Source organism: Streptomyces sp. NPDC107521, from assembly GCF_055598485.1.
In genome coordinates, this window is the sequence record NZ_JBVKAT010000003.1 from 391,970 (window position 1) to 404,790 (window position 12,821).

The 12,821-nt window shown below is 75.6% G+C and carries 5 protein-coding genes; 2 read left to right on the plus strand and 3 right to left on the minus strand.

Going from position 1 to position 12,821, the window contains the following annotated elements:
• The first annotated feature begins 141 nt into the window (after nt 1–141).
• Both ACZ7LB_RS07655 and ACZ7LB_RS07660 read left to right on the plus strand, forming a co-directional pair.
• Entirely contained in the window at nt 142–2,340 is a 2,199-nt protein-coding gene (locus tag ACZ7LB_RS07655) for a CDP-glycerol glycerophosphotransferase family protein (RefSeq protein WP_471466011.1), read from the plus strand.
• Entirely contained in the window at nt 2,337–4,061 is a 1,725-nt protein-coding gene (locus ACZ7LB_RS07660) for a glycosyltransferase family 2 protein (RefSeq protein WP_471466013.1), read from the plus strand. The genes ACZ7LB_RS07655 and ACZ7LB_RS07660 overlap by 4 nt, the downstream gene beginning before the upstream one ends.
• 114 nt (nt 4,062–4,175) lie before the next feature.
• Here ACZ7LB_RS07660 and ACZ7LB_RS07665 read toward each other — a convergent pair whose 3' ends face one another.
• The 3 genes from ACZ7LB_RS07665 to ACZ7LB_RS07675 all read right to left on the minus strand — a co-directional run bounded on the left by ACZ7LB_RS07665 (nt 4,176) and on the right by ACZ7LB_RS07675 (nt 12,819).
• Nucleotides 4,176–5,717 (minus strand): hypothetical protein, encoded by a 1,542-nt coding sequence (locus ACZ7LB_RS07665; RefSeq protein ID WP_471466015.1) that lies wholly within the window; start codon nt 5,715–5,717, stop codon nt 4,176–4,178.
• A gap of 205 nt (nt 5,718–5,922) precedes the next feature.
• Nucleotides 5,923–10,866 carry an NAD-glutamate dehydrogenase gene (locus tag ACZ7LB_RS07670; RefSeq protein WP_471466016.1) on the minus strand — a complete coding sequence of 1,648 codons (4,944 nt, stop codon included), beginning with the start codon at nt 10,864–10,866 and terminating at the stop codon, nt 5,923–5,925.
• Nucleotides 10,867–12,150: 1,284 nt separating this feature from the next.
• Nucleotides 12,151–12,819: an HAD family hydrolase gene (locus ACZ7LB_RS07675; protein WP_471466018.1), complete on the minus strand. Its 669-nt coding sequence runs from the start codon at nt 12,817–12,819 to the stop codon at nt 12,151–12,153.
• Nucleotides 12,820–12,821 lie beyond the last annotated feature (2 nt).

A 12,821-nucleotide genomic window follows, 5' to 3' on the forward strand; every position in this document is an offset into this window, starting at 1 on the left:
CGCCGGGGCGGATGCCCAGGCGCGGGGGTGTAAACGCGCTCTCCCCCGTCCGGCCTCCTCCACCCGCCGTTTTCACCCCATTGGTGCCACTATGGCCGAACAGGAGTGCCGGGAGCGACGACGGCGAAGGAGGGCACCGCGATGCCCGAGACCCCCGAACTCAGCGTCATCGTCCACGGCCCCGACGTCCGTGACCGGCTGCCCGCGCTGCTCGCCGCCCTGGCCGCCGACCCCGCCCCCGGCACCGAGGTGGTCGTCGCGGCGGTCGGGGACCGGGCCCGGGAGGCGGCCGGGGCGCACAGCGGGGCGTTCACCGTGGTGCCGCTCCCGGAGGGGACCGGCGACGCGGCGGCCCGCACGGCGGGGGCGGCCCGGGCCACGGGCCGCTGGCTGCACTTCGTCCACGCCCACGACGGGCTGCCGCCCGGCGCCCCGGCCACGCTGGCCGGGCACGCCGCCGCCCTCCCCGACGCCGTCGACGTCCTTCTCTTCGACCACGTCCGCAGCACCTGGCACGCCCGGGACCTGCCCTCCCCCGACGGCCCCCGCCTCGCCCGCGCGGGCCGCGACGCCCTGGCCCTGGACGAACGCCCGGCCCTGCTGCGGACCGCCCCGGCGCTCGGCAACCGCGCCGTGCGCGCCGCCTTCCGGCGCGCCCACGCGCAGACGCTGGCCGACGAGGACGAACCGTTCGCCGCGCTCGCCGCCCTGCTGCTCGCGGACCGCGTCGCCTGTCTGCCCCACGCGCTGCACGAGGCGCACCGGCCGCGCGCGCGGAGCCTGCCGTCCGCCGCCGCGCTCCCCCGCGACCCGGTCGACCGCTACGAGCGCCTGTTCGGCCTCGTCCCGGACCGCGCCGCCGTCCGGGGCGCCCTCTACGACCTCATGCTCCACGACTGCCTGCGCCACTTCGCCCGCACCGTGGCCCCGGGCCCCGAGGCCCGGGAGTTCTTCCACCGCGCCGCCCTCGCCGCCCGGCGCCACCGCCCCGAGGGGCACCGCGGCCCGGCCGGCTTCGAGGGCCTGCGCCGGAGCCTGCTGGAGCGGGACGCCCACGCCGAGTACCGGGCCCTGCGCACCGCCAACGGGGCGCGCCGCAGGGCCGGTTCGGCGGTGCGCGCCACCCGGCGCCGGGCCGGCGCACTGCGCCGCGAGCACCGCTACCGCCGTGCGCTCACCGCCCCCCTCGACCCGTGCCTCGCCGTCTTCTCCGCGTACTGGGACCGGGGCGCCGCCTGCAACCCGGCGGCCATCGCCGCGGAACTGGCCCGGCGCGCGCCCCACGTCCACCCGGTGTGGGTGGTCGACGCGGCGCACACGGCCCTGCTGCCGCCCGGCACCGACCACGTCGTCCCCGGGACCCGCCGGCACGCCGAGGTGCTGGGCCGCGCCGCCTATCTCGTCAACAACGTCAACTTCCCGGACTCGGTGGTCAAGCGCCCCGGCGCCGTGCACCTCCAGACCCACCACGGCACCCCGCTCAAGCGGATGGGCCTGGACCAGATGCCCTACCCGGCCGCCGCCCGGGGCCTGGACTTCGGGGCGCTGCTGGACCGCGTCGACCGGTGGGACTTCAGCGTCTCCGCCAACGGCCACTCCACCCGCGTGTGGGAGCGCGCCTACCCGTCCGGCTACACCTCCCTGGACCACGGCTATCCGCGCAACGACGTGTTCTACCGCGCCGGGGCCGCCGAGGTCCGCGCGGTCCGCGAACGGCTCGGCATCCCGCCCGGACACCGCGCGGTGCTGTACGCGCCCACGCACCGCGACTACGAGGCGGGCTGGACCCCGCGCCTGGACCTGGCCGCCCTCGCGGAGGGGCTCGGCGAGGGAACGGTCCTGCTGGTGCGCGGGCACTACTTCTACGCCGCCGCCGACACCCCGCTGCCCCGCCCGCGCCCCGGCGGCCGGATCATCGACGTCTCCACCTACGACCCGGTCGAGGACCTGTGCCTGGCCGCCGACGTCCTGGTCACCGACTACTCGTCGATCATGTTCGACTACGCCAACCTCGACCGCCCCATCGTGATCCACGCCGACGACTGGGAGACGTACCGCGCCACCCGGGGCGTCTACTTCGACCTGCCCGCCGGGGCGCCGGGCCCGGTCGCCCGCGGCCAGGACGAGCTGACCGAACTGCTCGCCACGGACGCCTGGCGCGACGGGGCCGCCGCCGCGGCCCGCACCGCCTTCCGCCGCCGGTTCTGCGAGTACGACGACGGACGCGCCGCCGAGCGTGTGGTGCGCAGGGTCTTCCTCGGCGAGGACGAGCGGGCGCTGCCCCCGGTGCTCCCCCTCGGGGAGCGCACCCCGGCCCCCCGCCCCGAGGAGGTCGCATGACCCCGGACGCCACCGCCCCCCGCGCCACCGCCCCCGCCGCGCCGGGCACCGCCGGCCCCGGCCCCCTCCCGGACGTCACCGTCACCGTCATCGTCCACAACGACGCCGGGCGGCTCCCGAGGGCCGTCGAGTCGGTGCGCCGCCAGACCCACGCCGGGCTGGAGATCATCATCAGCGACGACCACTCCACGGACGCCACCCCCGAGGTCGCCCGGGAGCTGGCGGCCCGCGACCCCCGGATCGTCCTGCTGCGCCTGCCCGGGAACAGCGGCGGCTGCAGCGCCCCGCGCAACCGCGCCCTGGAGATCGCGCGGGCCCCGTACCTGATGTTCCTCGACAGCGACGACGAACTGCCCGAGCGGGCCGTGGAGGTGCTGCTCGCCGCCCACCGCGCCCGCGACCTGGACTTCGCGATGGGCGCCGTCGAACGGGTGCGGACGGACACCGGACGGCGCACCACCTGGATGCCGCACCTCGTCGCCGAGCACCGCACCCTCGACGGCATCGGCGACGACCCCCGGCTCCTCTTCGAGCACCTGGCGACCAGCAAGATGTACGCCCGCGCCTTCCTCGACCGCCACGCCCTGCGCTTCCCCGAGGGCATCCACTACGAGGACCAGTTGTTCTCCGCGCGGGCGTACTGCCTGGCCAAGACCTTCACCATCGTCCCGGAGCCGGTCTACCGCTGGTACGTGGCCCCCTACGCCGACTCCCGCACCGCCTCGATCTCCAACCAGCGCGACCGGCTCGCCAACGTCCGCGACCGGGTCCGCGTCCAGCGGCTGATCGACGCCTTCCTCGCCGAGAACGGGCACCGGTCGCTGCGCGAGGACAAGGACTTCAAGTTCCTCAAGCACGACTTCCGGATGTACGCCGGTGACCTGCCCCACCGGGACGACGCCTGGATCGCCGCCTTCACCGACGTCATGGCCCCCTACCTGGACACGCTCTCCCCGGGCGCCTTCGAACGGCTGCCGCGCGCCGAACGCGTGGTGCTCCGGCTCGTCCGCGACCGCCGCCCGTCGGACGCCCGGACCGCGGCGCGCGGTCTGGGCCACCCGGTGGCCCCGCGCCGGGTGACGGCCGGTCCGGACGGCCGCGTCTACTGGGGCGACGGGGTGCCCGCCACCGAGGAGGCCCGGCGGGACCTGGACCTGACCGGCCTGGACCTGACCGGCCGCCCCTTCTTCGACGCCCTGCTGCGCCACGAGATCACCGGTCTCGACCCCGGCCCCGGGGCCGTGCTCCGCCTGGCGGTGCGCACCTACGACCCCGGGCTGCGGCTGCCGGTCGGCCCCTGCCGCGCCACCCTCCTCGTCACGCCCGGCGGGCGGCGCCTGACCGCCGTCCTCCGGCTGGACCCGGTGCGCCCCGGCGTCTTCGAGGGGACGGCCCTGCTCGACCTGGCGGCGGCCCGGCTCCCGCTCCAGGGCTTCGCCGGGGCGCGCCACCCGGTGCTGCGCCTGCGCCACCTGGGGCGCACCCACCAGGGCATCCTGCTGGCGCCGCCGGACTTCCCGGCCCTGACCGCCGTCGTCCCGTACCGCGCGGGCCTCGTGCCGCACCGGGTCACGGTCTCCCCGGAGGGCCACAACCCGGACCGCCTGCGGATCCGCTGGGACCCTGCGGGCCCGGTCCCGGTGGCCCTCGCCCCGCTCGCCCGCCGCGTCGACCCCCGGCTGAAGCGGGCGGTGCGGCTCGCCGCGCGGGCCCTGCGCTGACACCGGGCCGGCCGGGGGCGCCGGGCGCCACGGGGCGCGCCCTGGGCCCCGGGGCCGCCGGGCACCCTCCCGGGCGCACCGCGCGCACCGCGCGCACCCGGGAGGGTGCCCGGCTCACCTCCCGTCCGGCACCCCGTACAGCACCTCCCCGTCCGGCCCCCGGGCCACCTCGCGCAGGCCCTCCGCCCCCCGGAGCCCGCCCCGGTCCACCACCCACCGCACCGCGTACGCCTGCTCCACCGCCCGCCGGGTCCCCGCCGCCGTCCCCGGCGCGAAGTACCGGCGCACCGCCTCCGCCCGCTCCGGCGCGTCCGGGAGGAACACGTCGGGGTACCCCGGCGCCACCGTGTACGCCCCGTAGGCCGGGATCTGCCGGGCCGCGCCCGTCCGCGCCATCACCACGTCCCCGTACCGCACCCACGGGGTGATCCAGCCGTACCCCCGCCAGGGCTCCCGGTACTTCTCCCGCACCGTCGGCGGCAGCGCCCGCGGCCCGGTCACGTACCCCACCGTCCCGGACTGCGCCCAGGCCCCCACCGCCAGCGCCGCCGCCACCGCGCCCACCGCGACGGCCGGCGCGCCCGCCGGCTCCCGGCCCCGCCGCGACCACCACCGGTGCCCCGCCTCCGCGGCCAGCAGGGCCGCCGCGAGCTGCGCGGGGACCAGGGCCGCGGGCAGCGCCCGCCCCCACGACCAGTGGCCGCTCAGCCCGCCCGCCGCGAACACCGCCGCCCCCAGCGCGAAGAACACCACCAGGACGTCCCGCCGGTCCCGGCGCAGGCGCGGCGCCAGGGCCGCCACCCCCACCAGCACCAGCCAGTACCGCCCGGCCGGGTCCCGGTAGAGCGACCGGTGGGCCGCGTCCAGCCCGTCCGTCCCGAGCAGCGCGAAGACGTCGTAGTACGGCCAGGCCCACAGCACCGCCAGCCCGGCCGCCAGCCCGGCCGCCGCCCGCGCCCACACCCGCCGCCCGCACCGCGCCGCGACCAGCGTCGCCAGGGCGCCCAGCGAGGCGACGACGCCGGAGAACTGGTGGCAGAGCACGATCACCGCCCACAGCACCCCGAGCCCCGCCCAGGCCGCCCACCCGGGCGGCTCCCGCACCGCCCGGGTCAGCCACGCCCAGAAGTGGAAGGCCAGGCCCAGCGCCAGCACGCTCGGGTACGCGGCCGTCAGCGCCAGGGAGTGCAGCCCGGCGAACCCGCTCCAGTCGACCGGCGCGGTCCCCCACAGCAGCACCAGGCAGAGCAGGGCCAGCGGGGGCGCCGAGGGCCGGTCGCTCAGCGTGCGGACGTACCGCCACACGCCCGTCACCAGCAGCGCCAGCCCGGCCACCGCCCCGATCCGCAGCACGGTGAAGACCTGCCAGCCGCTCACCCGGGCGAGGAGGCCCAGCAGCACGGTCCACGGCGAGTAGTACGGGCTGGGCACGTCCGCGTCCACCAGCGGACTGCCGGGACGGGCGAGGCCGTGCCGCAGCCGCTCCACGGTCGCCGCGTGCATGCCCAGGTCACCGGCCCACGGCAGCGCGAGCACCACCAGGAGCAGCAGGAGCACGACGAGCGCGACGGCGGCCCGGCAGACGGCCGCCGGAAGGACCGCGGCGCCCCCTTCGCGCGGCGGTGCGGTGCGCGTCGTCGCGGTGCGCCCGGTCACGCGGCCACTTTATCCGTGATGTCCCGTTTCCTCCGCCTGTCCGGTGCGCCCTCGGGGGCGACGGCCGGGTGCCGGAGGGCGGAGCCGGGCGGCCGGTGCCGGGCGCGGGCCCGCGGCCGGGCGGGTCCCGGAACGACGGGGGCGCCCCGGGCCGAAGGGACCCGGGGCGCCCGTGCGCGTGCCGCGCGGTCGCGCGGCGGTGCCGTCAGGAGTGCGTGCGCAGCAGCGTCCGCATCGTCCGCATGGCCACCGACAGGTTGGAGAGGTCGAACTCCTCCGAGTTCTGGATCTCCTCCAGGGTGGTGCGCGCCCGGCCCAGGATCGCCGCGTTGTTCCGCTCCCAGACCGCGAACCGCTCCTCCGGCGTCGCCGTCGGATCGCCGGCCGCCAGCACGTCGGCGGTGAGCGCCGCCTGCGCCGCGTACAGGTCCTCGCGGATCGCCGCGCGGGCCATGGACTGCCAGCGGTCGTCGCGGGGCAGGTCGCTGATCCGGTCCATCAGCTTGGTGATGTTCAGCCGGTCCGCGAGGTCGTAGTAGACCTCCGCGACGTCCAGCGGATCGCGGCCCATGCGGTCGGCGACCGAGACGATGTCCAGCGTCGGGAAGGCCGAGGAGAACCCGGCCACCCGGGTGGCCGTCTCGTCCGGGACCCCGGCGCCGGTCAGCTCGTCGTACAGGTGCTGGTACCACGCGGCGGCGGCACCGCGCAGCAGCTTCGGCAGCCTGTTCCAGACCTGCTCGACGCGCTCGGCGAAGAAGTCGACCGTCTCCGCCAGCTCCAGCGGCTGCGGCCGGTTGTTGAGCAGCCAGCGCGTGCCCCGCTCGACCAGCCGCCGCGAGTGCAGCCGGATACGGGTCTGCAGCTCGGCGTCGACACGGGTGTCGAGCGCCTCGACCGCGTCCCACACCGGGGCGGAGCGGAAGATCGCCCGCGCCGCGGTCTGGGCCCGCACGATCTCCTCCAGCGAGGCGCCGGTCTCCTCGCGCATCCGGTGCAGGTACGTCGTACCGCCGGTGTTGACCGTGTCGTTGACCAGGACGGTCGTGGTGATCTCACGGCGCAGCGGATGCCCGTCGATCGCCTCGGTGTACTGCCGGCGCAGCGCCGTCGGGAAGTAGGCGTGCAGCAGCGTGCGCAGGTACGGGTCGTCGGGCAGCGAGGTGCGCAGCAGCTCCTCGGCCACCGTGATCTTGGTGTACGCCAGCAGGACGGCCGTCTCCGGGCCGGTGAGGCCGTGGCCGCCGGCCAGCCGCTCGCGGATCTGGCGGTCGGTGGGCAGGAACTCCAGGGCGCGGTCCAGGTGGCCCTCGGTGACCAGGTGGCGCATGAAGCGCTGCTGGGCGTGGACCATCTCCCGGGACTGGGCCAGGGCGTTGGCGATGGCCGTGTTCTGCGCGTAGTTGTTGCGCAGGACCAGCGCGCCGACCTCGTCGGTCATCTGCGCGAGCAGCTTGTTGCGCTGCTTGACGGTCATGTCGCCGTCCTTGACGAGACCGTTCAGCAGGATCTTGATGTTCACCTCGTGGTCGGAGGTGTCCACGCCCGCGCTGTTGTCGATGGCGTCGGTGTTGATGCGGCCGCCGGTGCGGGCGAACTCGATGCGGCCGAGCTGGGTCATGCCCAGGTTGCCGCCCTCGCCCACCACCCGGGCGCGCAGGCTGCCGCCGTCGACGCGGATGGCGTCGTTGCCCTTGTCGCCGACGTCGGCGTTGGACTCGGTCGACGCCTTGACGTAGGTGCCGATGCCGCCGTTCCACAGCAGGTCCACCGGGGCCGTCAGGCAGGCCCGCATCAGGTCCGCCGGGGTCATCTTGGTGACCTTGCCCTCGAGGCCCAGGGCCTCCCGGATGTGGGCGTTGACCGGGATCGACTTGGCCGAGCGCGGGAAGACCCCGCCGCCGGCCGAGAGCAGGTCGGTGTCGTAGTCGGCCCAGGAGGAGCGGGGCAGCTCGAACAGGCGGCGCCGCTCGGCGTGGGCGGTGGCCGCGTCCGGGGTCGGGTCGATGAAGATGTGCCGGTGGTCGAAGGCGGCGACCAGGCGGATGTGCTCGCTGAGCAGCATGCCGTTGCCGAACACGTCACCGGACATGTCGCCGATGCCGACGACCGTGAAGTCCTGGCTCTGGGTGTCCACGCCCAGCTCCCGGAAGTGCCGCTTCACGGACTCCCAGGCGCCGCGGGCGGTGATGCCCATGCCCTTGTGGTCGTAGCCGGCCGAGCCGCCGGAGGCGAAGGCGTCCCCGAGCCAGAAGTTGTAGGACTCCGCGACCTCGTTGGCGGTGTCGGAGAACTTCGCGGTGCCCTTGTCGGCGGCGACGACGAGGTAGGTGTCGTCCTCGTCGTGGCGGACCACGTCGGCCGGGTGGACGACCTCGCCCGCCACCATGTTGTCGGTGATGTCGAGCAGCGCCGAGATGAAGGTGCGGTAGCTGGCGACGCCCTCGGCGAGCCAGGCGTCCCGGTCCGCGTTCGGGTCGGGGAGCTGCTTGGCGACGAAGCCGCCCTTGGCGCCGACCGGCACGATGACGGTGTTCTTCACCATCTGCGCCTTGACCAGGCCGAGGATCTCCGTGCGGAAGTCCTCCCGGCGGTCCGACCAGCGCAGTCCGCCGCGGGCGACCTTGCCGAAGCGCAGGTGCACGCCCTCGACGCGCGGCGAGTACACCCAGATCTCGAACGCGGGGCGCGGCGCGGGCAGGTCGGGGATGGCCCGCGGGTCGAACTTCATGGAGACGTAGTCGTGCGGGCCGCCCTCCCGGGACTCCTGGAAGAAGTTCGTCCGCAGGGTCGCCTTGATGACGGTGAGGAAGGAGCGCAGGATGCGGTCCTCGTCGAGCGAGGCGACCTGGTCGAGCGCCGCGTCCAGCTCCTCCAGCAGGGCGTCCACGATCTCGTGCCCGGCGCCCTGCCGCTCCGGGGACATCCGCGCCTCGAACAGCGAGACGAGGAGCCGGGTGGTGTGGACGTTGTCGCGGAGGGTGTCCTCCATGTAGTCCTGGCTGAAGGTCGAACCGGCCTGGCGGAGGTACTTGGCGTAGGCGCGCAGCACCATCGCCTGCCGCCAGGTCAGCCCGGCGCTGAGCACCAGGGCGTTGAAGCCGTCGTTCTCCGCCTTGCCGGTCCAGGTGGCCGAGAAGGCCTCCTGGAACCGCTCGCGGGCGTCGGCGCCGAGGTGCTCGGCGCCGCCGGCCTTCTGCTCGGGCATCCGCAGCCCGAAGTCGTAGATCCACGCCGTGGTGCGGTCGGAGCGGCGCAGCTCGTAGGGCCGCTCGTCGGTGACCTCGACGCCGAGGCGGCTCAGGACGGGCAGGACCTTGGAGAGGGAGACCGAGCCGCCCGTCTGGTAGATCTTGAAGCGGCGCTCGGCGGGCGCGGCGCCCACCGGCTCGTACAGGCTCAGCGCGAAGGGGTGGCCCTCGTCGAGCCGCTCCAGGTGCGCGAGGTCGGCCACCGCGGAGCGCGGCCCGTGGTCGGCCTTGTAGCCCTCGGGGAAGGCACCGCCGTAGCGGCGCAGCAGCTCCGCGGTGCGCTCCTCGCCGAACTCGGCGTGCAGCGCCTCGGCGAAGCCGTCGGCCCAGGACCGGGCGGCGGCGACCAGGCGGGACTCGATGCGCTCCCGGTCGGCGTCGGACAGGTGCGGCAGCTCGGTGCCCTGCGGGACCCGGACCACGAAGTGCAGCCGGGACAGGATCGACTCGGTGTTCCAGGCGGTGAAGTCGACGTTGGTGCCGCCCAGCTCCTCCTTGAGGATGTCCACGATCCGCAGCCGGACGCCGGTGGTGTACCGGTCCCGGGGGAGGTAGACGAGGGCCGAGTAGTAGCGGCCGTAGTCGTCCTGACGCAGGTAGAGCCGCAGGCGGCGGCGTTCCTGGAGGTAGAGGACCGAGGTGGAGATGGCCTGCAGCTCGTCGACCGGGGTCTGGAACAGCTCGTCGCGCGGGTACGTCTCCAGGATCTGGAGCAGGTCGCGGCCGTCGTGGCTGTTGGGCGAGAAGCCGGCCCGGCGCAGCACCTCCTCCACCTTGCGCCGGATGACCGGCACCCGGCGGACGGACTCGGTGTAGGCGGCGGAGGAGAACAGGCCGAGGAAGCGCCGTTCGCCGACGACGTTGCCCTGTCCGTCGAACTTCTTGACGCCGACGTAGTCCAGGTACGACGGCCGGTGCACGGTGGCCCGGCTGTTGGCCTTGGTCAGCACCAGCAGCCGGTGCTCGCGGGCCTTGGCCCGGGCGTCGGCGGGCAGCCGCTCGAAGGACGGGCTGACCGGGTGGCTCTCGTCGGTCGCGTGGTGCGGGTCGGAGCGCAGGATGCCGAGGCCGGTGCCGGCGACGGCGGCGAGGGAGTCGTCGTCGCGGAGCTCGTACTCGCGGTAGCCGAGGAAGGTGAAGTGGTCGTCGGCCAGCCAGCGCAGCAGCTCGCGGGCCTCCTCGGCCTCCTGCGGCGCGAGGTCGCCGGGGGCGGGCTCCTCCACCAGGCCGTCCGCGATGCGGACGGCCGCGGCGCGCATCTTGCCCCAGTCCTCGACGGCCTCGCGGACGTCGTTGAGGACGCGCAGCAGATCGGCGGTGATCTGCTTCAGGTCGCCGCGGTCGGTCTCCCGGTCGATCTCGACGTGGATCCAGGACTCGACGTGCGCGTCGTGCGGCAGGCCGTCGGACGGCGGATCGGTGAGCACCTCGACCAGCCGGCCGGCGACGTCGCGCCGCACCACGATCTGCGGGTGGACGACGACGTGGATGCCGCGGCCCTGGCGGGTCAGCTCGTTGGTCACCGAGTCGACCAGGAACGGCATGTCGTCCGTGACCACCTCGACGACGGAGTGGCTGCAGGTCCAGCCGTTCTCCTCGACCGTCGGGGTGTGCACCCGCACGTTGGCGGTGCCCTGCGGGCGGTTCTCCGCCAGCCGGTAGTGCGAGACGGCCGCGCCGAAGACGTCGACCGGGTCGCGGTCGGAGAGGTCCTCCGGCGCGGTGTGCCGGTAGTAACGCCTCAGGAACGCGAACACGGATGCGTAGTCCGGGGTGCCGCCCGGAGTGGCCTCGTCCGTCGTCCCAGTCGGTAGGTGCCCCCCGACCGGGCTGTTCTCAGCTACCCGCGCGGCCCGTTCGAGCAGCTCGGCCTTGGCTTCGTCCAGCTTGGTCTGCATTGTCCTCTGGCTCCTGTCGCGCGCCATTGCACGACGTAGATGGAAGTACGGTCTCCGGCCCCGCGGCGCGGTGCCGGAACACGGGGTGTCCGGTCCGTTCCGACGCTATGCCGCTCGGCGGGATGAGCGGGGGCATATCGGCCGATGTCGCCGCTCCCCCGGAGTGTGACATCGCTCTCGCCGTCACCGTCCGGGGGGTCCGCGGCGGCCGTCCGGGGGCCCTCGGCACCCCGTCCCGCCCTTGGGGACCAGCGACCGCCGCCCGGTCACGGATGTGTTCCGTGCGCTCCGGGCGCGGGGCAGGGGCGACAGTGCCCCCGCGAGCTATCGCGCTGATCACGCCACCAGGCTATCGCTCCCGGAGGGGACTCCGTCATGTGCGGCATCCGCACAGAATCCCCGCCGGAACTCTGTCGCTCCGCACACCCCGTCCGCACACCCCGCACACCCGGAGCGCGGGGCTCCTCCCGGGGGCGCGGGCACCACGGGCGCCGCCCCGACACCTCCGGCGACCACGGCAGCACCGGGAGCGCACCGCGCGGAACGGGGCGGGACCGGCCCCGTTCGGGGGGACGGGAAGGGACGGGGCGGGACGGGGCGGGACGGGCATGACCGGCCCGGTGCGGGACGGTGCGGAACCGGCCGCACGGACGGGATGCCCCGGACCCCGGTCACGCGCGAACGCACGATCCCCCGCCACGGACCGGGAACCGGCCCCCCGCGCCCGTACGGCCCGGCAGGCGCACAGGGTGTCCGGGGCGGCGGCTCAGGGCGGCAGACGGGCACCAGGGGCCTTCTCGGGGCACTCCCGGTTCCCGTGCAGGTCACCGGGGGCGGATTCGGCGGATTCGCCCGCTGCGGCCGGGACCGGGGTTCACCGCCCCCGATCCCGGCCGGGGTTCACCGCCCCCGGTCGGCAGCGGCCGGCCCGGGGCACCCCGGCACCCGAGGCCCCGGGAGGAACAGCGGTGCGAGTCCCCGCCGCGGGCCGGACGGCGGGGCGGCCCGGGGCGCCCTCCGGAAGGCGGAGTCGGCGGGGACGGGTCCGGCCGCTGCGGCCCGGACCGGGCCCGCGCCGCGCCGCCGTGGCGCACCGCGCGGGAGGGGCCGCTCGGACGGGTGCGGGCCGGTCGTGCGGCGCCGGAACGGACGGCGGCAGGGACGCTGTCCGGCGCCGCGGCGGACGGCGGCGGGGCATCGGGCCGGCGGCGGCGGGACGGGGCGCGTGGTCCGGGGCGCCCGGCGGTGGGCACCGGCGGGAGGCCCGCGCCCGGCGCCGGGGCGTCAGCGCCCGGCCAGCCGTTCCGCCTCCGCGACCGCCTCCCCCAGCGTGTCCACCACCGGCACCCCGACACCCTCCAGGCTCGCCCGGTGGTGCGAGCCCCCGGTGTAGAGCACGGCCCGCGCGCCCGCCGCCAGCGCGGCCACCGCGTCGTCCGCCGCGTCGCCTATGACGACCGTCCGCCCCGGCTCCACCCCGTCCAGCGCCGCGAGGTGGCGCACCATGGAGTCGGCCTTGCTCACCCCGGAAGGGCCCGTCCGCCCGTCCACCCGGGTGAAGTGCGCCTCGATCCCCATGCCCCGCACCAGCGGCACCAGGTCGTCGTGCCCGTACATGCTCAGGATCGACTGGCTGCGCCCCGCCGACCGCCATCCGGCGAGCAGTTCCGCCGCGCCGTCGGTGAGCCCGCAGCCCGCCCGGTACTCGGTGTAGTGGCGGTGGAAGACCACGTCCATGACCTCCCACTCGGCCTCGGTGGGCAGCCGGCCGAGCAGCCGTTCGTAGAACTTGGGCACCGGCACGCAGTACAGCGCCCGGTACCGCTCCAGTGTGATCGGCGCCATCCCGATCTCGGCGAAGGCCGCGTTCGTCGCCGCGATGATCGCCTCGTTGTCGTGGAACAGCGTGCCGTTCCAGTCCCAGACGATGTGTGCCCCTGTCCGCGTCCGCATGT

Coding starts and splice junctions, on each gene's coding strand:
- ACZ7LB_RS07655 (WP_471466011.1), top strand. CDS start 142: ATGCCCGAGACCCCCGAACTCAGCGTCATCGTCCACGGCCCCGACGTC.
- ACZ7LB_RS07660 (WP_471466013.1), top strand. CDS start 2,337: ATGACCCCGGACGCCACCGCCCCCCGCGCCACCGCCCCCGCCGCGCCG.
- ACZ7LB_RS07670 (WP_471466016.1), bottom strand. CDS start 10,866: ATGCAGACCAAGCTGGACGAAGCCAAGGCCGAGCTGCTCGAACGGGCC.
- ACZ7LB_RS07675 (WP_471466018.1), bottom strand. CDS start 12,819: ATGCGGACGCGGACAGGGGCACACATCGTCTGGGACTGGAACGGCACG.